Genomic DNA, 25989 nt, shown 5'->3' with positions numbered 1-25989 from the left:
GTTCGGAAACGCCGTCCGTGACAAGCAGCCTTCAGATCAGTCGCAACTGATCGCCGAGCGGCGTCTCGTTCCTGTCACCCGGCATGTCCCGATCCTCGATCGGTCTCTCTACGGGGTCCTGAATGGACGGGCCCATATTGGCCACCTTATTGACGGCAGGCCCGATCGGTACGATGTCGAAATCCGGCACATCCGAACGCTCCAGAAGATCGTTGACATCCGCCACGCCGTAGTTGCGGCAGTTCAGCCATCTCTCAAAATCCGGCTCTCCCACCGTCACCGGCATGCGATCGTGGATCGTCTTTGCGGCACCGCTCGCTGCCGTTGTGACGAGAGCCGCCGTGTCCAACTCTCCGCCATCGGGCCCGATCGCGGTCTCCATCAGGGCTGCGAAAGCGAACGGTCTGCGATCGGCGGGCCTGAACAGGAAGGGCTGCGACGCACCCTTCCCTTCCCGACGCCATTCATAGAACTCGGTTGCCGGGACGAGGCATCGTCGGTACTTCATCGCCGACCGAAACGAGTGCTTGGTCGCAGCCGTCTCCCCCCGGGCATTGATGAGAAGGGGGAACCCGGACGCATCCTTTACCCATGACGGGATGAGGCCCCAGCGGGCGAGTTGCAGCGACCGGCCGGATGCATTTCCGTTCGGGCGCTCACCCTCGTCGCCGATCGCCAGAAGGATCGGCTGCGTCGGGGCGATGTTGTAACGCGGTGGGAAATCCGTCACGTCGCCAGCCGAGAGGAATTCGGCGACGAGTTCGGGTTTGGCGTGTAAGGCGAAGCGTCCGCACATGCGGCCGACAGAACAGGGCTGGGCGCGCGGGGTCAAGCCCGCCATCGCACCCGGGAAACGCAAGGTTCATCAGAATGACCAGGAAGCCCGAAATCGCCGTTTCAGTCGCTCTCATTCGCGACGGTGACGTGCTCCTGATCGAGCGCAGCAAAGGGCAGACTCTCGAAGGTCTGCTATCGCTTCCCGGTGGCCGCGTCGGTTTCGGCGAGACGCTGTCTGCGGCCGCCGCGCGGGAGATCATGGAAGAGGTCGGCGTTCGCGTCGAGGAGACGGAGCTTCGCTTCGTTACGAATCATCAGGCGATCTATGAGGCGTTTCATTTCGTCATCTGCGTCTTCACCGGGAAGCTGCCCGAGAACGCATCGCCCATCGCCGGAAGCGATGCCGCGCGTGTCCTCTTTCGTCCCTGTTCCGAGATCGCGGGGCTCGAGGCCAGTGGAGAGACGACGCCCGAACTCGGCCGCATCGTCGCCGACTGCGCGAAACTGTTGCGGTGACGCATCGAAAGCGCATCATTGCTGCACCCGCGGCGGCCGGCCTTAAAATTGTCCGCACGGGACCCAAAATGGCGACCATGATCACGCTCCGCCGCTCGTCCTCGCTCGCCGTCCTTTGCGCCCTTCTTCCGCTCTCCTTCGCCCTCCCGCGCGAGGCTCCGGCGCAGGAGGCCGCGCAGCAGCAGCAGAGTGGGGGGAAGGCCGGGCAGGCGGAAGACGAAGCGAGCGACGCGGCGGCTCCCGCGGCGGCCAGCGAGGGCCCGTTCAGCAATGCGATCAATCGCCTTTCGACCGTCATGGGGTCGATGCACTTCCTCAGCACCCTTTGCGCCGATCCCAAATCAAATGTGTGGCGAGACGAAATGAGCGCCTTTCTCAAGGCTCAGAAGCCGAACGAGACCGATCGCAAGCGCATGATCGCGAGCTTCAACAGTGGCTACAGGGCGTTCGAATCGACCTATCGCCACTGCACCCCGGCAGCTCGGATCGCTCACAATCGTTACAGGGAAGAGGGTGTCGCCCTTTCGCGAGACATGCTGACGCGCTACGGAAATTAATCAAACGTAAATGATCTTTGCACCGGTGACGCAGACAATCCCGTGTTTCGTGGTAATGAAACGTAAACGGATCGTCGCAATCCGCATTGAGAACAAGGGATGCCTTCATGCTCGACCTGCCGAAAACCGAACTCGACGAGATCATTCAGGCCGAGAAGAAGCAGGTCGCCCTCGAATATCACAACGAGGCATGGGCCGATGGCATCAGCGAGGGGATCGAATCGGAGATCCTCGCAGAGACCGCTCTCTCTACTGCGATGACCGAGCTCGTCCGTCTCCACGGCGAAACCCATGCACTCGACGTTCTGGAGAGCCTGCGGCGCCAGGTGGAGTTCGGCGTGTTCCGCCAGAATCCGACGCTTCAGTAGTTTGACTGCGATTGCGCCGGCCCGGCCCGGCGGATCCTCTACCGAGTCCAAGCCCATTCCCCTGTCCCGCTCGACGAGGAAGACGATGCCGAATTTGAACGGACTCGTTCGCGTGGCCGCACTCTTCGGTTGCCTCACGGCTTCGACCGCATCGATGGCCCTCTCGCAGATCGTCGATGATAATGGCGAGGCATCGGGCGAGATCCGGGAAGGGATCGTCGCCGTCCCTCTCCCGCCCCTGCCTTCGACGGTACCAGCCACTCCGGACGGTGCCGGTTCGCCGGTGGATTCGGTGCCGCAAACTTCGGTCGAGCCAGCAGCGGGCGGTAATCCAGTGGAAGGTGCGCCCGCAAGCGAGGGAGCGGCCGGGTCGCAACCATCCCTCCCCTCGACCAGCCGATCTCAACCATCCGCGGCTACCGACACCGATCCGGCGCAACCGGCGCAACCGGCACCTTCGGCTGGGGGAGCTGATACCGAGGCACCTCCTGCGACCGGAGACAGTCTTCGCACATCCCGCATCTTCTACGGAGACGAGGGCCTGCCGAAGCCGGTGCGAGACCTCAGGGCGAGGCTCATGGAGGTCGCGCGAACGGGTATCATCGAAAAGCTGCGCCCGTTTCTGCAGACCGGCGAGAACGAAACCATCCTGTCCTTCGGTGGCAGCGTCACAAACCCCATCGAGCATCTGAAGGGTCTTTCGGGAGATCCGGATGGGATTGAGATCCTGGCGATCCTTCTCGAAGTTCTGGAGGCCGGTCATATCGTAGTCGAGCCGGACAGCGAGGACACCATCTATGTCTGGCCCTATTTCGCCCAGACCCGCCTCGATACGCTCACACCGTCGCAGAAGGTCGAACTCTTCGAACTCGTCACCGCCGGCGATTACGAGTTCATGGCGGACTTCGGCGCCTACAACTTCTATCGGCTCGGCATCACGCCGGACGGAGAACTCGCCTACTTCGTGACCGGCGACTAGCCTCGGTTGCATTTCGACGAGGTCAGCCCTCGCAGGCGGGATAGGATCGGCCAAGAGAGCCGTAGAGATCGAGACATCGCTCGAACCAGATGTCGACCACATCGTCCTTCGCCAGAACCGGGAAAGTCGAGACGAGGCGAACCCATTGCAGGGCGCCGAACAGGATGAAATCGACGAAACGGGGCTCCGCCCCGCCAAGGAACGGTTGTTCGTCGAGAACGGCGCGAACGGGTTGCAAAGCGGACGCGAATTTCGGCCTTGCCTCGTCCCGGCTGCGGGTGACGTCTTCGAGTGTCGCGCCGAGCCGCATCTCCCTCGTACGCCGGAAATAATTCTGGTCCGGCAGATCCAGAAGATCGTGGATCTCGCGAACCGCGATTCTCGTGATGAGCGGGTGAAGCTCCATCAGCACCCACTTCTCGATGAAGCGGGCATAGGCGCGTCCCGCTCCGTCGCCGAACAGCGTCGGCCGCTCAGGATAGGCCTCCTCCAGATGTTCGGCGATCTTGAACGAGTCGACGATGAGGCGCGAACCGTCTCTGAGGACGGGCAGCGTCCGCGCCGAACCATCAGCGACGGTCGGGATTTCCGTGAAGCGAACCGGCTCGCACTCGTAGGACAAGCCTTTGAGTTCAAGCGCCATTCTCACCTTCCAGCAGTGGGGCGAAAACGGCCGCGTTTCGTCGCTCCCGACGAGTTCGTAGAGTGTGATGCTCATAGGCGTCCATCTGCCAGATGGGCTCGATACCGTTTCGCAATTACACCGAAGGAACTTACCAACGACCGGTATGGGCCTCGCGTTCAACGTGAGACAGGACCTAAGGCGGTCGGCCCGAAAGGAAAATCGGGACGTCGTCTCAACGCAGGCTTGCCGATGCTGATCGGGCTATTCACACCCTTCTCCTCTCTGCCCAAGCCGGGGACCGCGTCAAGCCTTCTCCCCCATCGATGCGCGCGGCCTGCTGCAGCGAGGTTTCGCCGGTTTCTTCGCCCCTGCGATCCGGCGAGTGCAAAGCGCGACTTCACCTCGACCGAAAGCCGTGGCACAAGCGCGCCATGCTACAGATTACCGACCTTTCCGCTCGCGTCGCTGGACGCCTTCTCATCGATCATGCGAGCCTCAGCCTCCCGACAGGCACGAAGGCCGGGCTAGTCGGCCGCAACGGCGCCGGCAAGTCGACGCTGTTTCGCGTCATCACGGGTGAACTGGCGTCCGAGAGCGGGTCCGTCAGCATCCCCCGCAACATGCGGCTCGGGCAGGTCGCGCAGGAAGCGCCGGGCACGGAGGAGTCGCTGATCGAGATCGTTCTTGCCGGCGACCAGGAGCGCGCCGCGCTCATGGCGGCGGCCGAGACCGAGACCGATCCGATGAAAATCGCGGACATCCATACGCGGCTTTTCGACATCGACGCCCATTCCGCCGAGGCACGCGCGGCTTCGATCCTCGCAGGCCTCGGCTTCGACGAGGAAGCGCAGGCCCGCCCGGCCTCGTCCTTCTCGGGGGGATGGCGCATGCGCGTGGCGCTCGCCGCCGTCCTCTTCTCCAGTCCCGATCTTCTGCTTCTCGACGAGCCGACGAACTATCTCGATCTCGAGGGCACGCTCTGGCTGGAAAACTTCGTCGCCCGCTATCCGCATACCGTCCTCCTCATCAGCCATGATCGGGACGTTCTCAACAATGCGGTCAATTCGATCGTCCACCTCGACCAGAAGAAGCTCGTCTTCTATCGCGGCGACTACGATTCCTTCGCTCGCCAGAGGGCCGAAAAGATCGAACTGCTCCAGAAGCAGAACGTGAAGCAGACCGAGAAGCGCAAGCACATGGAAGCGTTCGTCGCTCGCTTCCGCGCCAAGGCGTCGAAGGCGAAGCAGGCCCAGTCGCGACTGAAAGCGCTGGAGAAGCTCGGGCCGCTCCAGGCGATCGTCGAGGAGAGCGTGACGCCGATCGTATTCCCGGAACCCGACAAACAGCCCGCTTCGCCGATCATCGCGATGGAGAAGATCGAGGTGGGCTATCAGCCGGGCCAGCCGATCCTGAAGCACCTCGATCTGCGGATCGACAACGACGACCGGATCGCGCTTCTCGGCAAGAACGGCAACGGCAAGTCAACCTTCGCCAAGCTTCTGGCCGAGCGACTCGATGCGGGCCAGGGACGCCTGACGAAGGCACCGGGTCTGAAGGTCGCCTATTTCGCCCAGCATCAGATCGACGACCTGAGACCCCAGGAGAATGCGATCGAACACGTGCGGCGCCTGATGCCGGACGCCCCGGAACCGAAGGTGCGTGCCCGGGTCGCGCAGATGGGCCTGCCGCGCGACAAGATGGAAACCGTTGCCGACAAGCTCTCGGGCGGCGAGAAGGCGCGCCTCCTCCTCGGCCTTGCGACCATCGACGCGCCCCATCTCCTCATTCTCGACGAGCCGACGAACCACCTCGACATCGAGGCGCGCGAAAGCCTCATCCACGCGCTGAATGACTATCCGGGCGCCGTCGTCCTGATCAGCCATGACCGGCATATCGTCGAGGCGACCGTCGATCGGTTGTGGCTCGTGGACGAGGGAACGGTGTCCCGCTTCGAGGGCGACCTGTCGGAATACAAGAAACTGGTCCTGTCCGGCGGCAAGCCGTCGAAGGCGACGAAGACCAACGCGGATGCGGCATCCGTGCCCGCTCCGATCGCGCCGATCGAACCTTCGGCACCCAAAGCCGATCTGCGGCGTCAGTCGGCGCAGGCGCGCGATCGAATGAAGCCCCTGAAGCGCAAGATCGACAAGCTCGAAGCCGATATGGCGAAGGTTCAGAAGACGCTGAGCGAGACGGATCGCCTGCTCGCCGATCCTGCGATCTACCGCAACGATCCGGTTCGCGTCGTCGACCTCAACCGGCAGAAGGCCGAGGCCGAGCGCTCGCTCCAGACGCTCGAAGAGGAATGGCTGGGTCTGTCCGGCGAGTACGAGGCTGCGATCGCCGGCTGAAGCGGCCGAGCCGGTGCCAGTAAAGCCCGGTTCCACCGTTCTTCATGACGCGTAGACGACAGGAAAACAGTCAGTCTTACAAATATTTACAGCGTTGCGCTCGTATCTGGTGTTACGATGCGCTAGACGGGTGGGAAAGATCGCCGTGTCCGTCCCGAATGCGGGACGAGCCGCCGCCTGATGGCGCCCCACGATCGAACCGGAATCGATGCCCCATGCCCAATCCAGCTCGAACCATCCTGACGTTCATCTCAGGAGGATTTAGCCGATTCCTGCAGACCAGAACACGGCGTGAGGCGACGCTGTTCGTGTCCGTGGCATTGATCTCACTCGTCCTGGCGCTGATCTTCGCCGCGGCCGCCGCTCCCTTCGACAGTCTGGATGTCGGGCCTGTCGAGAACGGGCTCTACGAGGGATCTCAATCCATCATCCTCGCGCTTGCTGCTACGCTCTTTCTCGTCGGCGCATACCGGTTTCGCGGCGAGATCTTCTATGTCTGCGCAGTGGCCGCCCTGCTCTGCGTCTTCGCCGTGACACGCGAGACGCCGCGATGCTCGTCGTCCTTCTACGATGGCGGTGCCTGCCTGACAGCGGACGGGAAGGTCTATGTCTTCCTCGCGGTGGTGGCTGCAATCGTCGCCATTCTGGCGATCAAGCGCGAGCCGTTGGCGAGACGATGGAGCGAGATGCAATTCTTCTATGCCGTGCCTTGCGTCCTCATCGCGCTCTGCCTCGTCGCGAGCGAGGTTTTCGGGACGCACATCTATGTGTGGCTCGAAGAAATCGCCGAGACGACCGCCTATCTCCAGATCCTCATGCTCGCTCTTCTCGTGAATCTTCGACCGGCTTGGTTCGATGCTCGGCGTTGGAACGAAAGAGCGTCGGCGCGCAGGAACGGGTTCATGTCGAACGAGCATTGCCCTTCGAGACGGTGACCGCGCCCGGCTGGCCCTCGCCGGACGGCCGCTTCGTTCGAACGATCAGACCCCCGCCCTCTGAGAAGCCAGCGCACTCCTTCGTAGACGAACGCGTTCGCGCGCCTGCCGGGCGTTACGCCTTCTTCGTCCAGCGGCGATCCTCGGTCTGCTGCCAGTAAGTCAGATTGCGACCGGCCGCCTTCTCCACTTTCCAGCGTTCGCGGGCATGGGCCATCTGCTCCTCGTCCGATGCGTCGAACATGTAGATGCCGCGTTGATAGCCGGAAAGATCGGGGGGGGTCGCGCCTTCGACCATGAAGCGGATATCGGGCCGATTGGACGCTTCGTCGGACCTCGTCGTCAAAAGGATCGGATGACGCTCGGCTCCTTCCGAGCCGGCGGTTCCGTGGGGCAGGAAACTGTCGTCGCGAAACGTCCAGAGCACAGCGTCGAGCGCTTCCAGGCGTTCGTCGCTGACGCACTGGACGACGGCGCGCCAGCCGCGATCGACCGACCGCTGGAGGAGGTCCGGCAGGGCCTCCTCCAGACGGCTCTCCGTCAGATGATAGAACAGGACTTCGGTCATCTGCCCCAGCCCGGCGGCGTTCGGTCACCGCGCTTCGTAATGGTCGCGCACCAGGCGTTCGAGAAGGCGCACGCCGAAGCCCGAGGCCCAGGACTGGTTGTAGGCGTTCGAAGGCGAACCCATGGCCGTGCCTGCGATGTCAAGATGAGCCCAGGGAACATCATTGACGAAGCGCTGGAGGAACTGGGCGGCCGTGATCGAGCCGGCAGCGCGTCCCCCTCCGATGTTCTTGATATCGGCGAACTTCCCTTCGATCATCTTGTCGTATTCGGACGCCAGCGGAAGGCGCCAGACCTTCTCTCCGCTGATTTTCCCGGCGGAGAACAGGCGATCGGCGAGTTCGTCATTGTTCGAGAACAGGCCTGCCTGATGATTGCCGAGCGCGACGATGATGGCACCCGTCAGCGTCGCGAGGTTGACCATGAACTTCGGCTTGAAGCGGTCCTGGCAATACCAGAGGGCATCGGCGAGCACGAGACGGCCCTCGGCATCGGTGTTCAGCACCTCGATCGTCGTGCCCGACATCGCGGTGACGATATCGCCGGGACGCTGGGCGTTGCCGTCGACCGAATTCTCCACGAGGCCGATGATGCCCACGGCATTCACCTTGGCCTTGCGCGCGCCGAGCGCATGCATCAGTCCGACGACCGCGGCAGAGCCGCCCATATCGCCCTTCATCTCGTCCATGGACCCGGCCGGCTTGATCGAGATGCCGCCGGTATCGAACACGACACCCTTGCCGACGAAGGCGATCGGCGCCTCGTCGCTGCCGGCGCCGTTCCAGCGCATGATCACGAGGCGCGGCGGACGGGGCGAGCCCTGTGCGACGCCGAGCAACGCATTCATCTTGAGGTCCGAGAGTTCGTCCTGACCGAGGACCTCGACTTCGATGCCGACCGAACGCAGCGCCTCGGCCCGCTCGGCATATTCCACGGGTCCAAGAACGTTCGCCGGCTCGTTGACGAGGTCGCGGGCGAGCATCGTGCCTTCCGCGATCGCGCGCTCGGCCTCGAAGGCCCGCTCGGCAGCCGCGACATCGGGAACGCGTATGACGATCTCCTGCTTCGTGTCGGAGACGTCCTCGTCCTCGTCCTTCTTCTTCTTCGTCTTGTAGAGATCGAACTTGTAGGTCCGCAGCATCGCACCGGCGGCGACGGTCGCCGCCTCCTCGGGCGAGACCTGCTTGTCGCCCGGCAGCGCGAGGTCGATCGTGATCGCCTCCGCGCCGCTTGTCGCCGCGGCGATCGTGCCGCCGAGCTTCAGCCAATCCTCTTCGACCGGTTCCTGGGAAAGCTTCGTGCCCATCACCAGAAGGCGGTCCACCTCCAGTCCGGACGGTGCGAGGATGTCGAGGCTGGAAAGCGCCTTGCCCTTGAACTTCCGCGCCTTCGCGGCCTTCGCGACCAGCTCGGAAAATCCGTCGTGCGCCCCGGCCAGTTTCGCCTCGTCGCCCGCCAGGACGACGAGAACGCCGTGCGCCTGGTCGTCGATCGATGAGAATCGTATGTTCGGAAGGCTCGTCATGATGCGTCCAATGTTCGTGATAGATCGGATGGTCAAAGGCCCGACGCAATCGTCGTGTCGCGCATGCCTATCATGGTCCGCCGCCGGGTAGAAACCGGGATCGTCATCGCTTCGATGCGCGAGTCGGGTTCAGCGCCGCGCGATTGCATCGAGACGCTCGGAGGGCTACTGCCTCGAACGGTTTGGAACGGTTATAAGGACATGATCGGCGACCGTCCGCTGCCCGGCAGATGAGCGAAGCCCCAATTTGGACGCCATGAACCGCAAGAAATGCCGCCGCACCGCAGGTAGGGCCGAATGACGCTGATAGAACGCTACATCTTCCGCCGAGCGCTCGTCTCCTCGGCGGGATCCCTCGCCTCGCTCGCCCTTATCGTCTGGATCGTCCAGGCGCTCTCTCGGATCGACATCGTCAAGACCAGCGCATCGGCAGCCGGCAACATCCTGTGGATCGCGCTGATGCTGCTTCCGAATCTGGCGGCGGGCGTCGTTCCCTTCGCCGTTCTGCTCGGCTCGATCCAGACACTCAACGCGATGAATGCCGATTCCGAGCGCGCCGTCATATCGGCGTCCGGTGCCTCGATCACGCTGGTGGCCCGACCCATCGTGCTTCTCGGTTTTCTGGGCGGGCTGATCATGCTCGTGATTGCCCACGGCATCGGCCCCCTCGCCTCCAAGGCGTTCTACGACGGAATCCGGTCCGTCAATGTCGATACGATCAGCGTGTTCCTGCGGCCGGGGGCGTTCGAACAGATCCAGTCCGATCTCGTCATTTCCGTCGGCGAGACGAATGGCGGCACGATCGAGAGCCTCTTCATCCAGGACACGCGCGATCCCAAGCTCGACCTCACCTATTTCGCGAAGGAAGCCGCGATCGTCGAACAGGGCAATCAGAGCGTTCTGATGCTCTATGACGGGCAGCTGCATCGCAAGAGCCGCGAGAGCGGAGCGATCTCGATCATCGAATTTCAGACCTATGCCTTCGATCTCTCGGAGCTTCGGCCCGATGCCGGATCGGACTGGACGCGCTCCTCGGAACTGACGACCTATCAATTGCTCAATCCAGACCTCAACGACGCCTCGATCCAGCAAGCGCCGGATCGCACGATTCGCGAACTGGTCAACCGGTTCTCGACCTGGCTCTACTGCGTCGCCTTCGCCTTCTGGGCGGTCGCAGTGGCCGGCCAGCCCCAAACCAACCGCCAGGCTTCGAACGCGGCGATGACCCTCGGACTGTCGGGTGCGGTGGCCCTGCAGGCGGTCGGCTTCATCGTGGCCAGCAATGTGGGCAAGATACCGGGCCTTAGCATTCTCGCCTTCGCCGTTCCGCTGGCGGCGATCCTCGTCAATATTCTTCTGATCCGGAGCGGCACCAACGTGTCCCAGCTCCCGATTGTCCAGGCGATCGTCGACCTGCCGGGCCGGATCATCGGCGCCATCCTCCGTTCTGGACAACGGCCGGGTCGAAGCGCGGGTTCGGGAAGCCGATAATGAGACGGATGACGTTCAACCGGTATTTTCTCCGGCTCTATCTCTTCAACTTCTTCGCGACGCTGATCGCAATTTTCGCGCTGATCTACCTCATCGATCTCGTCGAACTGAGCAGGCGCTCCGTCACGGACGACCAGCCCTTCGCGGTGGTCGCGCTGTTCTCGGCCATGCGCGTGCCCGCATTCGTCGAACAGGCGTTTCCCTTCGTCGTCCTGTTCTCCTCGATCTTCACGCTTCTGTCCCTCAACCGGCGCCTGGAACTCGTCGTCGCCCGTGCCGCCGGCGTTTCGATCTGGCAGATCCTTCTTCCCTTCATCGCCGGATCGATCTTCCTCGGGCTCTTCGCGACCTTCGTCTACAATCCCCTGTCGGCGTCGGCGAAAGCCTATGCCGCACGAATCGAGGCGGGAACGGACGGTGTCGATCTGTCGTCGCAGGCCTTTCAGACGCCCTGGCTTCGGCAGAACGAGAACGGCGTCTCCTCGATCATCGGCGCCAAGCAGGTGGCCGAGAATGGGCGAGTCCTCTCCAATGCGACGGCCTTCGTGATCGGAAGGGACGGCACCGTCGAGACCCGCATCGACGCGCCGCGGGCCGAACTCGTCGAGCAGGAGTGGATCCTCTACCGGCCGCGAGTGACGCGGATCGGTTACACTCCGCGTGATCTCGTCGAGTACCGTCTCCCGACGAGCCTCAGACCGGAGTATATCGAGAACAGACTGGCAGATCCGGAAACCATATCGATCTGGGAACTCGGATCGAAAATAGACGTCGCGGCGAGCTTGGGCTTTAACTCCATGGCATTCTCCATGCAGTACCATACCCTGATCGCGCGGCCCGCACTGTTCGTGGCGATGACGCTGCTGGCCGCTACCGTGGCCACGCGCTTCTCCAGAACGGGACAGTCGGGTCGCGTGTTCGTCAGTGGCGTCGTGGCCGGATTCGTGCTGTACGTGGTGACGTTTCTTGCTCAGGCCCTTGGCAGCAACGACGTTGTGCCACCCATTGTCGCGGCGTGGTTCCCGGTCCTGGCGGCAGGGCTGTTCGGCGTAACGATCCTGCTGCATCAGGAGGACGGATAGAGTGAATGTGATGAGGGGAAGCGACCTTTCGCCGGTGGGGATCGGCGGAGTCTCGCGTAAGGCGGCGCTTTCGAGCGGGACGGCGCTCGCCTTGACCGCGGCGATGCTGGGGTACGGCGGGCTGTCCGCCAACGCCCAGCAGATCCCTGCCATGACGGCAGCGGAAATCTCGCCGGATGCGCAGCTGTTTCTCGAAGCCGACACTGTCACCTACGACAGTGATCGCGCAGTCGTGTCCGCCAGCGGCGGCGTGCAGATCGACTATGGCGACTACAAGGTCGTCGCCCGCGACATCACCTACGACCAGAACACCCGCCGGCTGATCGCCCGCGGCGACGTCGAACTGCAACAGCCCGACGGCAATCGTATCTATGCCGATCAGCTCGATCTGACGGACGATTTCCGGGACGGTTTCGTTCAGGCCCTTCGAATCGAGACGCCGGACAACACGCGATTCGCGGCCGCGTCTGCGACGCGCGCCGACGGCAGCGTGACGACGTTCAATCAGGGCGTCTACACCGCTTGCGAGGCGTGCCGCGAGAATCCCGAGCGCCCGCCCCTGTGGCAGGTGAAGGCCCGCAAGATCGTCTGGGACCAGGAAGAACAGGTCATTCGGTATTACGGCGCCCAGTTCGAGTTCTTCGGCGCGCCCATCGCCTATCTGCCCTACTTCCAGTCGCCCGATCCGACGGTGAAGAGAAAGTCGGGCTTTCTCGCGCCGTCCTTCCGTTCGTCCGACGGCACCGGCTACGGCGTGCGCGTCCCGTATTACTACGTCATTTCCGACGACAAGGATCTGACCGTCGCGGGCACCTACTACACCAAGCAGGGCTTCCTCGGAGAGGTCGAGTATCGGCAAGCCTTCGAGAACGGCATCTTCACGATCCAGGCAGCGGGCATCAGCCAGGGCGAGAGAACGGCGTTCGCGGACGACAACTTCGTGCGGGATGGACAGACCGTGTTCTCGCCGGACTTCGCCAATACCGAACGCGGCATGGTCGGCACGAAAGGGCGGTTCGCGCTTTCGGAGCAGTGGACGTTCGGCTGGGACTGGCTGTTCCAGTCCGACAACAACTTCTCGAACACCTACGAGATCGAAGGCTTCGACGACACGGTCCGGACCTCCGAGATCTATCTGACCGGCCTCGGCGACCAGAGCTTCTTCGACCTTCGCGTCCAGGAATTCGATTATCAGGCGATCGACCCGCTGCTCGACGAGCAGCAGGCGAGCGCGCACCCGGTGTTCGACTACGAGAGGATCGAGCAGGAGAGCATCCTGGGAGGCGAGGTGAAACTCGACCTCAATCTGACATCGATCAGCCGCGACGCCGCTTCGATTTCGCCGCTTTGCGCGACCTCGCTGGAACTCGCCTCCGATGCGCTGGTCTGCACCCTGCCGAGGGACGGCTACCAGTTCGATCCCTTCCTGACACGCTATAACGGCCTCGAAGGCGATTACACGCGCGGGTCCGGAAAGCTTTCCTGGTCGGACACCTACTATTCCGAATCAGGCCTCGTTCTCTCGCCGACGGCCTCGCTTCGAGGCGATCTCTACACGGCCGACATGTCCGCGAACGGGTTCGTGAACCCGTATTACCGTTTCGATCGGACCCTGGGACAGAACGTCTTCGATCCGGCGCTGACACGGTACAATCAGGGGCGCATCGACCTCGACGATACCGGCACACGCGGCATGGCGACGGCCGCGCTCGAGGCCCGCTATCCCTACCTCATCCAAGTCGGCGGCGTGAGCCATGTGATCGAGCCGGTCGCCCAGCTGGTCGTCAGGAACGACGAGCAGGATGTCGGCCTCATTCCGAACGAGGATGCCGGCACCTTCGTCTTCAACGCGAACAACCTGTTCGCGCTCGACAAGTTCAGCGGCTACGATCGGATCGAAGGCGGCCAGAGGGCCAATGTCGGCCTGCGATATTCGGCCGATCTCGGCTCGGACTGGAACATCAACGCTCTCGTCGGGCAGTCCTATCACCTCGGCGGCCGGAACTCATTCGACCAAGTGGGCCTCGCCCTGGTCGGTTTCGATTCGGGTCTGGAAGACGACGTGTCCGACTATGTCGGCGGTTTCTCCGTTCAGACGCCTTACGGACTGAGCTTCGGCACCCAGGCCCGCTACGACGACGAAGACCTCTCGCTGAAGCGCCTCGATCTTCTGGCCAATGCCTCCTTCGAACGCGGAAGTGCGAGCATCAGCTACTCCAATATCGCCGCCCAGCCGATCTACGGATCGCTGAACGATCGAAGCCAGGTCTCTGGCGCCGGCGAACTGAAGTTCGCCGAGAACTGGACTGCGATCGCCGGAGCCTCCTACGATCTCGAAAACGAGACGATCGTCGATCAGAACTACGGCGTGCGCTACGCTGACGAGTGCTTCAGTCTTCTGGTCGGCTATGAGGAGCGCACGGACCGCTACGCGCTCGATGCGAATACGCAGACCTTCAAGTTCCAGGTCGGCTTCAGGACGCTCGGAGAGATCGGCCAGTCCTTCTGAGGTCGCCTTTCCGCGGTTGCGGAAGGGCCCTCCGTTGGCGAGGGAGTGCAGGTCGGGACATCATTCTTTCGCCCTATCCGTGCTTTAGCGGCCAAGGTGGATTGGACGACAAAGGGATACCAGTGGCAATGAATCGACTGACCTCCTGGATGATGCGCGGCACGGTCGTCGCCGTACTCGGCCTCTCAGGACCGGCCATGGTCGGCCTCGGTGCCACGCCTGTCCAAGCGGCGAGCGCGGTGAAGGCCGTGGTCAACGGCCAGCCGGTGACCACCTACCAGATCCGCCAGCGGGCAGCCTTCCTGAAGCTGCGCCGCGTCGCGGGCAACACCACCCAGAAGGCGACCGACGAGCTGATCGACGAGGCGCTCAAGAAGCAGGAGATCAAGCGCCAAGGCATCAGCATTCCGGACCAAGCGGTCAACGGCGCCTACGAGAATTTCGCGAAAAGCAACAAGCTGACTCTCGCCCAGTTGAATCAGGTGCTGGGACAGGCCGGCTTCTCGGAAGCAGGTTTCAAGGACTATATCCGCGTCCAGATGGGCTGGGGTCAGGCAGTCGCGACGCGGATCCGCCAGGAGGAGCGCCTCAGCGAACAGGATGCAGTGCAGCGAATGCTCGCTCGCGGCGGAGAGAAGCCGTCGACGACCGAATACAGCCTGCAGCAGGTCATCTTCGTCATTCCAACCGGGCAGCGCGCCTCCATTCTCGGCAATCGCAAGCGCGAGGCCGAAGCCTTCAGGTCGAGGTTCCAGTCCTGCGAGAACTCGTTCAACATCGCCAAGGGACTGCGTGACGTGACCGTCCGCGATCTCGGTCGCGTGGCACAGCCCGAATTGCCTGCGCTGTGGAAGGACGATGTCATGCGGACCAATCCGGGACGGGCCACCGCACCCAAGGAAACCGAGCGCGGCGTCGAACTGATCGCGGTCTGCAACGCCCGCACGATCTCGGACGATCGGGCCGCACAGATGGTCTTCCAGATGCAGGACATGGAGTCCCTCAACAAGCAGGGCGGCGAGAACGGCCCGGACGCAGCGGTTTTGAAGAAGCTTCGCGAGAGCGCGCAAATCGTCCGTCGCTGATGTCTTCCGTTCATGCACGCGGCACGGCGCCGCTGGCGATCACCGTCGGCGAGCCTTCGGGTATCGGCCCGGATCTGATTCTCGCGCTTCACCAGGCGGGAGATCTCGCGGCCGCGCCCTGCGTCGTTCTCGCCGATCCGGGCATGCTGAGACAGCGCGCGGATCGCCTTGGGCTCAGCTTGGATATCCGCGAGGTCGCCCGACCTGCCGAGTGCCTGTCGGTCGACCGGAACACCCTTACGATCCTGCCACTCGTCAACGCTCATCGTGACGAGCCGGGCAAACTCGATCCGAGCAATGGAGCGGGAACGATCGAAGCGATCGATCGGGCGGTGGCTTTTGCGTTGAAGGGCGAGGTCAGTGGGATCGTGACCGCGCCGATCGACAAGAAGGCGCTCTACGACGTCGGCTTCCGTCATCCCGGCCATACCGAATATCTCGCGGATCTTTGCGAACGGGCGACGGGAAAGCCCGTGACGCCGGTCATGCTGCTCGCGGGTCCTGATCTCTCCTGCGTTCCCGTCACGATCCACGTGCCGATCCATGCGGTCCCCGGCCTGCTGACGACGGAACTCATCGTCGAGACCTGCCGTATCGTCGATCGCGATCTGCGCGAGAAATTCGCCGTCGAGAAACCGCGACTGGCGCTCGCCGGCCTCAACCCGCATGCGGGTGAACGAGGGGCGATCGGGATGGAGGACGAGACCGTCATTCGTCCCGCGATCGAAATACTCCGCGTCGAAGGCATCGACGCGAAGGGTCCGTTCCCGGCCGATACCATGTTCAATCCGCGCGCCCGCTCGAGCTACGACGTCGCGATCTGCATGTATCACGACCAGGCGCTCATCCCGGCCAAGACCCTGGCGTTCGACGAAACCGTCAACATCACGCTCGGTCTTCCGATCATCCGGACGTCGCCCGATCACGGAACGGCATCCGACATCGCGGGACGCGGCATCGCGCGCCCCGACAGCTTCCGTGCCGCCTTCCGTCAGGCCCTGGACATGGCGCAGGCGTCCGATCGTCGGAACACGACCAAGAAAGCCTCGGCAAGCGCGTGAGCCCGATCGACGACCTACCCCCGCTGCGCGACGTGATCGCCGCGCACGATCTCGCACCGCGCAAGCAGCTCGGCCAGAACTTTCTTCTCGACCTCAATCTGACGTCCAAGATCGCGCGGCAGGCAGCGCCCTTCGAGGATTGCACGGTGCTGGAAGTCGGACCGGGCCCCGGCGGGCTCACGCGCGCGCTGCTCGCGAGCGGCGCTCGACGGCTCGTCGTCGTCGAGAAGGATCCCCGGTGTATCCCGGCGATCGAAGAGATCTCCGCGCACTATCCCTCGCGAGTGGACATCCGGAACCTCGACGCGCTCCAGATCGATCTTGCCGAAATCGCGGGCGGCAAGCGCCTGAAGATCGTCGCGAACCTTCCCTATAATGTCGGAACCCAGCTGCTCCTCAACTGGATCGCGGTGCCCGCCTGGCCGCCGGTCTGGGACAGCCTGACGCTGATGTTCCAGAAAGAGGTCGCCGAACGGATCGTGGCGCAGCCGCGCGGCGATCATTACGGGCGGCTCGGTGTTCTGGCGGGCTGGAGAACCGAAGCGAAGATCCTGTTCGATGTTCCGCGCGAGGCGTTCACACCCCCGCCGAAAGTGATGTCGTCGGTGGTTCGAATCGTGCCGAAGCCCGCACCTCTCGCCGCCGATCTGTCGAAGCTCGAGACCGTAACCGCGGCCGCATTCGGTCAAAGACGGAAGATGCTGCGCCAAAGCCTCAAGCCGGTCGGCGGCGAGCAACTGCTCGAGCGGATCGGGATCGACCCGCAGCGGCGGGCCGAAACATTGAGCGTCGAGGAATTCGTGCAGATCGCGAATGCCATCTGAGCGGGCCGTATCCGTCGACTGCGCGAAGAGTTGGCTTACTCGATCGGCTCTTCGAGAAGCGCCTTCGTGAAGACTTCCAGACCCGGACGGCGTTCACGCTTCAGACGCTCTGCCGCAATGATCGCCCGGACGGCTTCGAAGGCCTGGTTCAGATCGTCGTTGACGATGACGTAGTCGTAATCGCGCCAGCGATCGATTTCGACGCGTGAATTGGCCAGCCTAATCGCGATCGTCTCGCTGGAGTCCTCCGCCCGGCGCAGCAGCCGCGATTTCAGCTCCGCCATGGACGGTGGCAGGATGAAGATGGAGACGACGTCGTCTCCGGCCTTCTCCTGAAGCTGCAGGGCGCCCTGATAATCGATGTCGAACAGCATGTCGTGGCCGTTGCGCATCGCGCGCTCGGCCGGGGCTCGCGGAGTTCCGTAGAAGTTGCCGTGGACTTCCGCCCATTCGAGAAGGTCGTCCTTCTCGCGCAACCTCATGAATTCCTCCTTGTCGATGAAGCGGTAATGGACACCATCGACCTCGCTTCCGCGTCGCTTGCGGGTCGTCACGCTGATGGAGAGCTGGAAGCTTCGATCGGCGTCCATGAGAGCATGTGCGATCGTCGACTTGCCGGCTCCAGAGGGCGAGGAGATCACGAGGCTGAGACCCCGGCGGGCGATTGTCGCGTCGGTCTTGGTCTGATGGCTGTCTGGCGTCATTCGATATTCTGAACCTGTTCACGCAGTTGATCGACCGCGACTTTCAAGTCGAGGCCGATGGCGGTCAAGGCGACCGAGTTCGACTTGGAACAGATCGTGTTCGATTCGCGATTCATTTCTTGGGTCAGAAAGTCGAAACGTCGCCCGACCGGCTCATTGGCCGCCAGGAGGCCGTGGGCCGCATCGATATGGCTGTCCAGTCGATCGAGTTCCTCGGAAATGTCGGCGCGCACGGCGATGAGCGCGAGTTCCTGAACGAGGCGCTGCTCGTCGATCGCCTGTTCGGCCAGACGGGCAGCCTGTTCGGCGATGCGCAGGCGCAGGAATTCCGGGTGACGGGTTCGTTCCTCGCGCGCGTCTCTCGCAAGCGCGCCGATCCGGTCCAGGAGTGCTGCAATCACCCGCCCGAGGCTCCTGCCTTCCTCCTGCCGGGCCTGCCGAAGTTGCTCGACGGCTTCGGCGAAGCTTTCCTTCGAAGCACGGATCAGATCGTCCTGCAGCGTCGGCGCGCCGTCTTGTGCCTGCTCCCACTCGATGATGCCCTTCAAGCCGAGGAGGCCGTCCGTCCGCGGCAAAGATGCACGTCCCGATGCCACGAGTTCGTCGCTGATCTGAAGGACGAGTGTCAGCCGATCACGATCGACCTGTAGCGCTGACGGCCGTTCATCCCACTCGACCGTCAGATTGATCTGGACGCTGCCCCGGGCGAGGTAGCGGGAAGCGAGCGCACGCACGTCCGGTTCGAGTGCGTCGAAACCGGCAGGCATGCGCAGCCTGAGGTCCAGCCCGCGTCCATTGACGCTCTTGAGTTCCCATACGAGGGATGCATTGCTAGAGCGGGCCTGCGAGCGCGCGAAGCCGGTCATGCTGCGCAGGCTCACCGCTTCATCTCCCGACAAGAGATTGGGAAGGTGCCGTAAGAAGGTCGTGCGTTTCCCGCCGGGACGTTTCCGAAAAGGCCGGGCCGATCGATCGGATCGGGTGTGACCTCGACCCTATTGCGCATCGGCACGGCGTTCGCGTTCGATCTCACGATATCGCTGCACGTTTCTGTTGTGCTCATCGAGCGTCTGCGAGAACACATGACCGCCGGTCCCGTCCGCGACGAAATAGAGGTCGTCGCTTTCCAGCGGATGGGCGACCGCCTCGAGCGCCTTCCTGCCGGGGATCGCGATCGGCCCGGGCGGCAGACCGTTGATCCGATAGGTGTTGTAGGGCGTGTCGCTCTCGATGTCCGAGCGGGTGATGGGGGCTTCGCTGGGCTTACCCGCGCCTCCGTAAATTCCATAAAGGAAGGTCGGATCGGACTGGAGACGCATGCCCTTGCGCAGGCGGTTGATGAAGACGGACGCGACATGCGGACGCTCGGAGGCGATCCCTGTCTCCCGCTCCACGATCGAGGCAAGCGTGACGAACTCGGCGATGTCGTCCACGGGGAGATCTTCGTCCCGTCCATCCCAGATTTCCTGGATCATGGCTTCCTGCGACTGACGCATCGCCTGAACCAGTTGCGATCGCGTCATGCCCCGCTGAACGAGATGGGTCTCGGCCTGCATCATGCCCTCTGGCGGCATGTCGGGCATGGGGCCGGACAGCACCGGGGACTCGGCGATCCGCTGAAAGGCCCGCTCGACCGTCCAACCCTCGGGGATCGTGATGGCATGCTGGACGGAGTCGCCCCGTGCGATCTTCTCCATTACGTCCCGCATGGAGACGCCGGGATCGAAGGCGTATTCGCCGGCCTTCAACTGACCACCGACACCTTCGATCCGGGCCGCCACCTGGAAGACCTGCGAACTGGAAATCACGCCGCTTTCTTCGAGACCATCCGCAATGGAGTTGAGCGAACTGTTCCGCGCGACGACGTAGTTCGCCTCGGTCCTCAGCGGCCCCTCGTTCTCGAACATGCCCTTTCCCCAATACATCACCGCTCCGAGCGCAAGGGCGCCGAAGAAGGCGAGGGAAAGGCAGAAATTCAGGAAGATGACGAGCTGACTGCGCGCAAGGCGCGAGCGCGTCTTCGGCTTGGTTTTGCGAACCGCTCGCGTGGATCCGTCACCACCGCCGCCGGAGCGGTCAACGTCACCTGGTTCGTGATCGCTCAAAATTCGCTCCCTCGACGAACGTTCCAAACTGCCAAATCGTCCACCATGGCAATGTGGCGAAAGCCCGGCGTGTCGCCGGGCTCATCTCGTTGTGAGGTCGAGACGTCAGTCCACGACGCGGCGCAGGACGAGCGAGGCGTTCGTCCCGCCGAAACCGAACGAATTGGACAGGACGACATCGATCTGCTTCTCGCGCTTGGCGTTGGCACACAGATCGATTTTCGTTTCCACCGACGGATTGTCGAGATTGATGGTCGGAGGCGCGACATTGTCGCGGATCGCAAGGGTCGAGAAGATCGCCTCGACCGCTCCTGCAGCTCCGAGAAGATGCCCGACCGCCGATTTGGTGGACGACATGGTGATCTTGTGCGCGGAGTCGCCGACGAGCCGTTCGAATGCGCGCAGTTCGATCTCGTCACCCAGGGGCGTCGAGGTTCCGTGCGCGTTGACGTAGTCGAGTTCGTCCGGGGTGACCCCGGCACGCTTCAAGGCAGCCGACATGCAGCGATAGGCTCCGTCGCCATCGGAAGCGGGCGCCGTGATATGATAGGCATCGCCGGACAGACCGTAGCCGACGACCTCGGCGTAGATCTTCGCTCCGCGTGCCTTCGCATGCTCGTATTCTTCGAGGACGACGATGCCGGCGCCCTCGCCCATGACGAAGCCGTCGCGATCGCGATCATAGGGGCGCGAGCCGCGCGTCGGGTCGTCGTTGAAATGCGTGGAAAGTGCCTTGCAGGCGGCAAAGCCCGCGAGCGAGAGCCGGATGACCGGCGACTCGGCGCCGCCCGCCACCATGACGTCCGCATCGCCCAGCGCGACGAGCCGCGCGGCGTCGCCGATCGCATGGGCGCCGGTCGAACAGGCGGTGACGACAGAATGGTTCGGTCCCTTGAGACCATGCCGGATCGAGACATGACCCGAGGCGAGATTGATCAGGCTTCCCGGAATGAAGAATGGCGAGATGCGCCGCGGACCCTTTTCCGCCAGAAGGAGCGAATTGCGCTCGATGCCCTCGAGGCCGCCGATTCCGGAGCCGATCAGGGTGCCGGTGCGGATCTGATCTTCGTAGCTTTCGGGATGCCAGTCGGCGTCGTCGAGCGCCTCGGACGCGGCCGCGACGGCATAGACGATGAAGTCGTCGACCTTGCGCTGTTCCTTCGGCTCCATCCAGAGATCGGGATTGAACGTCCCGTTCTGTCCGTCGCCGCGCGGGATCTGACAGGCGATCTTGCAGGGGAGATCCTCGACTTCGAAGGTCTCGACGCGTGCCGCGCCGCTCTCGCCCTTCAACAGCCGCTTCCAGGTATCGCCGACATTGGCCCCGAGGGGGCTCACCATGCCGAGGCCGGTAATTACAACTCGTCTCATCTCACGCACTGTCGCAGACCGTTCGCACTCATCGTTCGGATGAAGCAGGCCCTGGCGACTTCGCATTCACCCGAGTCCGCAATGACGGCGGGCCCGGCGGTCGAATATTTCCGACCCCCCGAGCCGCGCCGGACCGAAGAAGACCTTAGCTGGCCTTGTTCTTCTCGATGAAGTTGACCGCATCACCAACGGTCAGGATGGTCTCGGCCGCATCGTCGGGGATTTCCACGCCGAATTCTTCCTCGAACGCCATGACGAGCTCGACCGTGTCGAGGCTATCGGCGCCGAGATCGTCGATGAAGCTGGCGTTCTCGGTCACCTTGCTCTCTTCGACGCCCAGATGTTCGACGACGATCTTTTTGACCTTGTCAGCGGTTTCACTCATTGTGAGTCCTCTATTGCAGTGGTGCTGTCGCCGCCCTCGTTAGACGCGCGGCCATTGATTATCAAGCGCCCCACCCGTCCGGACGCAGGTTTGCGCCCTTCAGATCGGATACGGGGCGCCTCTCGGCAACCTCAGATCATCGCCATGCCGCCGTTCACATGCAGCGTCTGCCCTGTGATATATGCGGCCTCGTTCGATGCGAGGAAGACTGCGGTGGAGGCGATTTCGGAGGCTTCGCCCATTCGCTTCATGGGGATTGCACCCATGATCGAGTCGCGCTGCTTGTCGTTCAGTTTCTCCGTCATCGCACTCGCGATGAAGCCTGGGGCGATGCAGTTGACCGTCACGCTTCGCGAGGCGATCTCGGATGCGAGCGACTTCGAGAAGCCGATCATGCCTGCCTTGGCCGCGCAATAATTGGCCTGTCCCGGATTGCCAGTGACGCCGACGATCGAAGTGATGTTGATGATGCGGCCGAACCGCCGGCGCATCATCGGATGGGTGAGGCCACGCGTCAGACGGAAGGCGGCGGTCAGGTCGATCTCGAGAACCTGGTCCCAGTCCTCGTCCGACATGCGGACGAAGAGACCATCCTTCGTGATGCCGGCATTGTTCACCAGAATGTCGACACCTTCCAGCACCTTCTCCGCTTCTTCCGCGAGGGCCTGCTGGCCGGCGCGGTCGGAAAGGTCGGCCGGAAGCACGTGGACACGGTCCGACAACTCTCCTGCCAATTCGTCGAGCGCTTCACGGCGCGTGCCGTGAATACCGACCGTAGCCCCTGCCCCGTGGAGCGCGGTGGCGATCGCCTTGCCGATACCGCCGCTCGCGCCGGTTACCAGGGCTTTGCGTCCCGAAAGATCGAACATCCGTGTCCTCTTCATAATCGTCGTTGTGCCCAAGAAGGGCGCGTCGTCCGCTCCTTCGCGCGTCAGCCGCGATCTTTCAAGAAGGCGGCGATCTCGTCCGGCGTTCCAATGGAGCGCGCGGACAACCGCTTGTCGATGCGCTTGGCAAGCCCGGAAAGCACCTTGCCAGCGCCGATTTCGGCGAGTTCATCGACGCCTTCTTCGGCGGCAAAGATCATGCTTTCGCGCCAGCGCACCGAGCCGGTGACCTGCTCGACGAGCCTCTTTCGGACCATCTCCGGGTCCTGCGTCGCATCGGCCGTGACATTCGTAATCACCGGAATGGAAGGCACCGAGATCCGCGCGTCTTTCAGTGCCTGCGCCATCCGCTCCGCCGCGGGGCTCATCAGCGCACAGTGGAAGGGCGCGGAAACCGGGAGCGGAATGGCGCGCTTGGCCCCGCGTTCGCCCGCGCGTGCAACGGCACGCTCGACGGCGCCCTTGGCGCCCGAAATCACGATCTGGCCGCCGCCATTGTCATTGGCTGGTTCGCAGACCTCGCCTTGCGAACTCTCATCGCAAAGGGCCTGGACCGCCTCCATTTCGAGCCCGAGGATCGCCGCCATGGCACCCTCTCCCGCGGGCACGGCTTCCTGCATCGCGAGGCCGCGGATTCGCAGAAGCTTGGCCGTCTCGGCGATCGAAATCGCGCCGGTCGCCGCGAGGGCGGAATATTCGCCGAGAGAATGTCCGGCGGCGAAGGCAGCCGAACTCACCGCGAACCCTTCGCTTTCGAGCGCCCTCATCGTCGCCATCGAAACCGCCATGAGGGCGGGCTGGGCATTCGCCGTCAGCGTCAACTCCTCGATCGGCCCTTCGAAGATGAGCCGAGAGAGATTTTCTCCGAGCGCGTCGTCGACTTCGGCGAAGACATCCCGGCTCGCCGCATAGTTTTCCTGGAGAGCCTTTCCCATCCCGACGGATTGACTGCCCTGCCCGGGGAAAACGATTGCCAGCGTCATGAATGCTCCTCTACGGCTCGATTGAAGACGTATCCGGTGCGGCGGCACCGACGTCTTCGACTGATGTGTCCGACAGGGGATGTTCGGCGCCACCGTATCGTGTCAAGCGCCTCGATGGTTTCCGGAGGCCGAAATGCTCAGGAAAAGAGCGGCCGAGGTTGATTTCGGGCACTCGAACCGGTATGGCCCCAGCGTCGACGTTTGAGAACCCAGCTGGGGGCTGAACGGAAGGCGTCCGGTTTTCCGGTCCCATGGGGGCTTTCAAAGCTCCCGGCTTCCCGTGTCTCCGCTCTCGACCGTTTTTCGCATGATGCGCCTTTCTGTCCAATGCCGATCCTTTCGGCAGTCAAGAGAAAGGTCGCTGAGGCTTAGCCGTTGGGTTCTCTTCACCATTCGTCGGCGAAACGAAACCGGAAAGGCGACTGCATATGGCTCTTTACGAGCATGTCTTCCTCGCGCGTCAGGACGTTTCGAACAGCCAGGTCGAACAGCTGGTCGAAAACCTGCGTGGAATTCTCGAAGCCGGTGGCGGCAAGGTCGCCAAGGTCGAGAACTGGGGTCTGAAGACCCTGGCCTACCGCATGGATAAGAACCGCAAGGCGCACTACACGCTCATGAACATCGACGCGCCTTCGGCTGCGGTTCATGAGATGGAGCGTCAGATGCGCTTCAATGAGGACATCCTGCGCTTCATGACGATCCGCGTCGAGGAGCACGAGGAAGGTCCGTCCGCGATGATGCAGAAGCGCGACGATCGTGGCCCCCGTCGTGGTGGACGCGACGATCGCGGTCCGCGCCGCGACCGCGACGATCGCGGTCCGCGCGAGGATCGTGGCCCGCGTGGCGACAGAGACGATCGTGGCCCGCGCCGCGACCGCAACAGCGATTCGGAGTAAGTCATCATGGTCGATATCGCACAGCTTCCGACCCGCCGCCCGTTCCATCGCCGGCGCAAGTCCGACCCGTTCTCCGGTGCTGACGCACCGAAGATCGATTACAAGGACGTCCGTCTCCTGCAGCGCTACATTTCCGAGCGCGGCAAGATCGTTCCGTCCCGCATCACGGCCGTGTCCCAGAAGAACCAGCGCGCCCTCGCCAAGGCGATCAAGCGCGCCCGCATCCTGGGCCTCATCCCCTACGTCGTGAAGTAAGCAGGACCCGGCGTCGACGACGCCTGACGAACAGCGGAAGGGGCCTTACCGATTGGCCCCTTTCTTTCCCTCCGCCTGACGGCGACGGTCGGAAACGAGAATGACAGCCGGGCTGGGGAATGTCCCCTAACTGCGATCCGCAGGACAGCGACGAGACCATGACACCAGTATCCATCCTGATCGCGATCGGCGCAGGCCTTACGAGCGCCCTGCTCTTTGCCGGCATGGCGACCCAGTCGGCCTTCGCCGTCGGTTTCGCCCTCGCGACGCCGGTGCCTGTTGCGATCGCCGGCCTTGGATGGGGATCGGCCGTCGGCTTTCTCTCCGCGATCATCGCTCCCGCAATCGTCTTCACCGTCATCGGAAGCGTCCCGAGCGCCCTGACGATCGCCGGCTCCATGACCCTTCCGATGGCGATCCTCGCCCATCTCGCGACCCGCCGCATGCATGCGGTGTCCGAGGTCGACACGGGGCACTCGCCGCATTCGCTCCAGACCGCCGCGGGCGATGTCACATGGATGCCGATCGGGCGAATTCTCTTCGTCCTCGCCGCGCTCGCGGCCATCGCCTGCGTCGCGATCGGAACCCTGATGGGTTACGACCCGGCGCAGATCGAACCGGCCCTGCGCGAAGCGTTCTTCGATCCGAACGTCACTCTCGATCCTGCCCAGCAGGTGCAACTCGAGAACCTCGTCAGCGTGGTCGTCGGGCTGGTTCCGTTGATCCAGCCGACGATCCTCACGCTGACGCTCGTCGTCTGCCTGCATTTCGCGGCCTCGATCGTCAGGCGCTCGGGTCGGCTCGCAAGGCCCAAGGACGACCTGCCCGAAAGCACCTCCCTGCCGCAGGATGCGCTGTTCCTTTTTGCTTTCGCACTTGCCGGTACGTTCCTCTCGGGTGCCGCCGGCATCATCGCGACGGTCTTCGTGGGGGCGTTCGGAACGGCCTTCGCGCTGGTCGGCCTCGCCCGCTTCCACCGCCGGACCAGGGAGCGCCCCGGACGGGGATTTGCACTCTTCCTGGTCTATGCGGCCGTTCTCTTCCTGACCTTTCCGATCTTCATCTTCGTCGTCGTCGGCATCGTCCACGTGTGGAAGCACGGAGAGCGGATCAGACCGGCCAGGGGACGCTGACCGCGCGGGTCAGGCGCA

The 25989-nt window shown here is 63.2% G+C and carries 26 protein-coding genes; 15 read left to right on the top strand and 11 right to left on the bottom strand.

Annotated features, from left to right (window positions below; all coding sequences use genetic code 11):
• Nucleotides 1-31: 31 nt before the first annotated feature.
• The gene (locus DYI37_RS01760) at nt 32-832 is read right to left on the bottom strand and encodes an SOS response-associated peptidase (protein ID WP_245413732.1); all 801 of its coding nucleotides are present in this window, start codon (nt 830-832) and stop codon (nt 32-34) included.
• A 38-nt stretch (nt 833-870) separates the two neighbouring features.
• On the opposite strand from DYI37_RS01760, the gene DYI37_RS01755 reads away from it, so the two are divergent.
• The 4 genes from DYI37_RS01755 (at nt 871) to DYI37_RS01740 (ending at nt 3197) form a co-directional block, all read left to right on the top strand.
• Complete coding sequence (locus DYI37_RS01755; RefSeq protein WP_116681464.1) at nt 871-1293, top strand: NUDIX domain-containing protein; 423 nt, start codon at nt 871-873, stop codon at nt 1291-1293.
• Between the two features lie 68 nt (nt 1294-1361).
• Entirely contained in the window at nt 1362-1850 is a 489-nt protein-coding gene (locus tag DYI37_RS01750) for a TIGR02301 family protein (protein WP_245413731.1), read from the top strand.
• A gap of 107 nt (nt 1851-1957) precedes the next feature.
• The gene (locus DYI37_RS01745) at nt 1958-2218 is read left to right on the top strand and encodes a hypothetical protein (RefSeq protein ID WP_116681463.1); all 261 of its coding nucleotides are present in this window, start codon (nt 1958-1960) and stop codon (nt 2216-2218) included.
• A 577-nt stretch (nt 2219-2795) separates the two neighbouring features.
• Nucleotides 2796-3197 (top strand): hypothetical protein, encoded by a 402-nt coding sequence (locus tag DYI37_RS01740; RefSeq protein WP_116681462.1) that lies wholly within the window; start codon nt 2796-2798, stop codon nt 3195-3197.
• A gap of 22 nt (nt 3198-3219) precedes the next feature.
• Here DYI37_RS01740 and DYI37_RS01735 read toward each other — a convergent pair whose 3' ends face one another.
• A complete protein-coding gene (locus DYI37_RS01735; RefSeq protein WP_116681461.1) occupies nt 3220-3915 on the bottom strand; it encodes a glutathione S-transferase family protein in 696 nt (231 codons plus the stop codon).
• Between the two features lie 338 nt (nt 3916-4253).
• Here DYI37_RS01735 and DYI37_RS01730 point away from each other — a divergent pair, with 338 nt between their 5' ends.
• Both DYI37_RS01730 and DYI37_RS01725 read left to right on the top strand, forming a co-directional pair.
• Nucleotides 4254-6173 (top strand): ABC-F family ATP-binding cassette domain-containing protein, encoded by a 1920-nt coding sequence (locus DYI37_RS01730; protein WP_116681460.1) that lies wholly within the window; start codon nt 4254-4256, stop codon nt 6171-6173.
• A 308-nt stretch (nt 6174-6481) separates the two neighbouring features.
• Nucleotides 6482-7108 (top strand): hypothetical protein, encoded by a 627-nt coding sequence (locus DYI37_RS01725; RefSeq protein WP_147307845.1) that lies wholly within the window; start codon nt 6482-6484, stop codon nt 7106-7108.
• A gap of 115 nt (nt 7109-7223) precedes the next feature.
• Here DYI37_RS01725 and DYI37_RS01720 read toward each other — a convergent pair whose 3' ends face one another.
• A complete protein-coding gene (locus DYI37_RS01720) occupies nt 7224-7676 on the bottom strand; it encodes a DNA polymerase III subunit chi (protein ID WP_116681458.1) in 453 nt (150 codons plus the stop codon).
• A 24-nt stretch (nt 7677-7700) separates the two neighbouring features.
• On the bottom strand, nt 7701-9200 hold the full coding sequence (locus tag DYI37_RS01715; protein WP_116681457.1) for a leucyl aminopeptidase: 1500 nt from the start codon (nt 9198-9200) through the stop codon (nt 7701-7703).
• Nucleotides 9201-9497: 297 nt separating this feature from the next.
• On the opposite strand from DYI37_RS01715, the gene DYI37_RS01710 reads away from it, so the two are divergent.
• The 6 genes from DYI37_RS01710 to rsmA all read left to right on the top strand — a co-directional run bounded on the left by DYI37_RS01710 (nt 9498) and on the right by rsmA (nt 17252).
• The gene (locus tag DYI37_RS01710; RefSeq protein ID WP_116681456.1) at nt 9498-10691 is read left to right on the top strand and encodes an LptF/LptG family permease; all 1194 of its coding nucleotides are present in this window, start codon (nt 9498-9500) and stop codon (nt 10689-10691) included.
• Nucleotides 10691-11773, top strand: a complete 1083-nt coding sequence (gene lptG, locus DYI37_RS01705) for an LPS export ABC transporter permease LptG (protein ID WP_116681455.1) — start codon at nt 10691-10693, stop codon at nt 11771-11773. The genes DYI37_RS01710 and lptG overlap by 1 nt, the downstream gene beginning before the upstream one ends.
• 10 nt (nt 11774-11783) lie before the next feature.
• Nucleotides 11784-14282: an LPS-assembly protein LptD gene (locus DYI37_RS01700; protein ID WP_245413730.1), complete on the top strand. Its 2499-nt coding sequence runs from the start codon at nt 11784-11786 to the stop codon at nt 14280-14282.
• A gap of 128 nt (nt 14283-14410) precedes the next feature.
• The gene (locus DYI37_RS01695; protein WP_245413729.1) at nt 14411-15367 is read left to right on the top strand and encodes a SurA N-terminal domain-containing protein; all 957 of its coding nucleotides are present in this window, start codon (nt 14411-14413) and stop codon (nt 15365-15367) included.
• Nucleotides 15367-16428, top strand: a complete 1062-nt coding sequence (gene pdxA, locus DYI37_RS01690) for a 4-hydroxythreonine-4-phosphate dehydrogenase PdxA (RefSeq protein WP_116681454.1) — start codon at nt 15367-15369, stop codon at nt 16426-16428. The genes DYI37_RS01695 and pdxA overlap by 1 nt, the downstream gene beginning before the upstream one ends.
• Nucleotides 16425-17252, top strand: a complete 828-nt coding sequence (gene rsmA, locus DYI37_RS01685) for a 16S rRNA (adenine(1518)-N(6)/adenine(1519)-N(6))-dimethyltransferase RsmA (RefSeq protein ID WP_116681453.1) — start codon at nt 16425-16427, stop codon at nt 17250-17252. The genes pdxA and rsmA overlap by 4 nt, the downstream gene beginning before the upstream one ends.
• Nucleotides 17253-17287: 35 nt before the next feature.
• Here rsmA and gmk read toward each other — a convergent pair whose 3' ends face one another.
• The 7 genes from gmk to fabD all read right to left on the bottom strand — a co-directional run bounded on the left by gmk (nt 17288) and on the right by fabD (nt 23687).
• Nucleotides 17288-17956 carry a guanylate kinase gene (gene gmk / locus DYI37_RS01680; protein ID WP_116681452.1) on the bottom strand — a complete coding sequence of 223 codons (669 nt, stop codon included), beginning with the start codon at nt 17954-17956 and terminating at the stop codon, nt 17288-17290.
• Entirely contained in the window at nt 17953-18837 is an 885-nt protein-coding gene (locus DYI37_RS01675) for a YicC/YloC family endoribonuclease (RefSeq protein ID WP_147307844.1), read from the bottom strand. The genes gmk and DYI37_RS01675 overlap by 4 nt, the downstream gene beginning before the upstream one ends.
• A 114-nt stretch (nt 18838-18951) precedes the next feature.
• Nucleotides 18952-20061: an endolytic transglycosylase MltG gene (mltG, locus tag DYI37_RS01670; RefSeq protein WP_116681450.1), complete on the bottom strand. Its 1110-nt coding sequence runs from the start codon at nt 20059-20061 to the stop codon at nt 18952-18954.
• Nucleotides 20062-20166: 105 nt separating this feature from the next.
• Nucleotides 20167-21432 carry a beta-ketoacyl-ACP synthase II gene (gene fabF / locus DYI37_RS01665; protein WP_116681449.1) on the bottom strand — a complete coding sequence of 422 codons (1266 nt, stop codon included), beginning with the start codon at nt 21430-21432 and terminating at the stop codon, nt 20167-20169.
• A 145-nt stretch (nt 21433-21577) separates the two neighbouring features.
• On the bottom strand, nt 21578-21817 hold the full coding sequence (locus tag DYI37_RS01660) for an acyl carrier protein (RefSeq protein ID WP_116681448.1): 240 nt from the start codon (nt 21815-21817) through the stop codon (nt 21578-21580).
• Nucleotides 21818-21948: 131 nt separating this feature from the next.
• Nucleotides 21949-22686: a 3-oxoacyl-[acyl-carrier-protein] reductase gene (fabG, locus tag DYI37_RS01655; protein WP_116681447.1), complete on the bottom strand. Its 738-nt coding sequence runs from the start codon at nt 22684-22686 to the stop codon at nt 21949-21951.
• A 62-nt stretch (nt 22687-22748) separates the two neighbouring features.
• Nucleotides 22749-23687, bottom strand: a complete 939-nt coding sequence (gene fabD, locus DYI37_RS01650) for an ACP S-malonyltransferase (RefSeq protein ID WP_116681446.1) — start codon at nt 23685-23687, stop codon at nt 22749-22751.
• Nucleotides 23688-24115: 428 nt separating this feature from the next.
• On the opposite strand from fabD, the gene rpsF reads away from it, so the two are divergent.
• The 3 genes from rpsF to DYI37_RS01635 all read left to right on the top strand — a co-directional run bounded on the left by rpsF (nt 24116) and on the right by DYI37_RS01635 (nt 25971).
• A complete protein-coding gene (rpsF, locus tag DYI37_RS01645) occupies nt 24116-24583 on the top strand; it encodes a 30S ribosomal protein S6 (protein WP_116681445.1) in 468 nt (155 codons plus the stop codon).
• A gap of 6 nt (nt 24584-24589) precedes the next feature.
• Nucleotides 24590-24838 carry a 30S ribosomal protein S18 gene (gene rpsR / locus DYI37_RS01640; protein ID WP_116681444.1) on the top strand — a complete coding sequence of 83 codons (249 nt, stop codon included), beginning with the start codon at nt 24590-24592 and terminating at the stop codon, nt 24836-24838.
• Between the two features lie 158 nt (nt 24839-24996).
• Nucleotides 24997-25971 carry a hypothetical protein gene (locus DYI37_RS01635; protein ID WP_147307843.1) on the top strand — a complete coding sequence of 325 codons (975 nt, stop codon included), beginning with the start codon at nt 24997-24999 and terminating at the stop codon, nt 25969-25971.
• The last annotated feature ends 18 nt before the right edge of the window (nt 25972-25989 follow it).

It is taken from the genome of Fulvimarina endophytica, from assembly GCF_003403015.1.
Lineage (GTDB): Bacteria > Pseudomonadota > Alphaproteobacteria > Rhizobiales > Rhizobiaceae > Fulvimarina > Fulvimarina endophytica.
Note: the sequence above shows the minus strand (reverse complement) of the source record. Positions and strands in the feature narration are given on the sequence as shown.

Coding starts and splice junctions, on each gene's coding strand:
- fabF (WP_116681449.1), bottom strand. CDS start 21,432: ATGAGACGAGTTGTAATTACCGGCCTCGGCATGGTGAGCCCCCTCGGG.
- gmk (WP_116681452.1), bottom strand. CDS start 17,956: ATGACGCCAGACAGCCATCAGACCAAGACCGACGCGACAATCGCCCGC.
- pdxA (WP_116681454.1), top strand. CDS start 15,367: ATGTCTTCCGTTCATGCACGCGGCACGGCGCCGCTGGCGATCACCGTC.
- fabD (WP_116681446.1), bottom strand. CDS start 23,687: ATGACGCTGGCAATCGTTTTCCCCGGGCAGGGCAGTCAATCCGTCGGG.
- DYI37_RS01695 (WP_245413729.1), top strand. CDS start 14,411: ATGAATCGACTGACCTCCTGGATGATGCGCGGCACGGTCGTCGCCGTA.
- DYI37_RS01755 (WP_116681464.1), top strand. CDS start 871: ATGACCAGGAAGCCCGAAATCGCCGTTTCAGTCGCTCTCATTCGCGAC.
- DYI37_RS01720 (WP_116681458.1), bottom strand. CDS start 7,676: ATGACCGAAGTCCTGTTCTATCATCTGACGGAGAGCCGTCTGGAGGAG.
- DYI37_RS01635 (WP_147307843.1), top strand. CDS start 24,997: ATGACACCAGTATCCATCCTGATCGCGATCGGCGCAGGCCTTACGAGC.
- DYI37_RS01660 (WP_116681448.1), bottom strand. CDS start 21,817: ATGAGTGAAACCGCTGACAAGGTCAAAAAGATCGTCGTCGAACATCTG.
- DYI37_RS01735 (WP_116681461.1), bottom strand. CDS start 3,915: ATGAGCATCACACTCTACGAACTCGTCGGGAGCGACGAAACGCGGCCG.
- DYI37_RS01730 (WP_116681460.1), top strand. CDS start 4,254: ATGCTACAGATTACCGACCTTTCCGCTCGCGTCGCTGGACGCCTTCTC.
- DYI37_RS01750 (WP_245413731.1), top strand. CDS start 1,362: ATGGCGACCATGATCACGCTCCGCCGCTCGTCCTCGCTCGCCGTCCTT.
- DYI37_RS01745 (WP_116681463.1), top strand. CDS start 1,958: ATGCTCGACCTGCCGAAAACCGAACTCGACGAGATCATTCAGGCCGAG.
- fabG (WP_116681447.1), bottom strand. CDS start 22,686: ATGTTCGATCTTTCGGGACGCAAAGCCCTGGTAACCGGCGCGAGCGGC.
- rpsR (WP_116681444.1), top strand. CDS start 24,590: ATGGTCGATATCGCACAGCTTCCGACCCGCCGCCCGTTCCATCGCCGG.
- rpsF (WP_116681445.1), top strand. CDS start 24,116: ATGGCTCTTTACGAGCATGTCTTCCTCGCGCGTCAGGACGTTTCGAAC.
- DYI37_RS01710 (WP_116681456.1), top strand. CDS start 9,498: ATGACGCTGATAGAACGCTACATCTTCCGCCGAGCGCTCGTCTCCTCG.
- DYI37_RS01715 (WP_116681457.1), bottom strand. CDS start 9,200: ATGACGAGCCTTCCGAACATACGATTCTCATCGATCGACGACCAGGCG.
- lptG (WP_116681455.1), top strand. CDS start 10,691: ATGAGACGGATGACGTTCAACCGGTATTTTCTCCGGCTCTATCTCTTC.
- DYI37_RS01740 (WP_116681462.1), top strand. CDS start 2,796: ATGGAGGTCGCGCGAACGGGTATCATCGAAAAGCTGCGCCCGTTTCTG.
- DYI37_RS01700 (WP_245413730.1), top strand. CDS start 11,784: ATGAGGGGAAGCGACCTTTCGCCGGTGGGGATCGGCGGAGTCTCGCGT.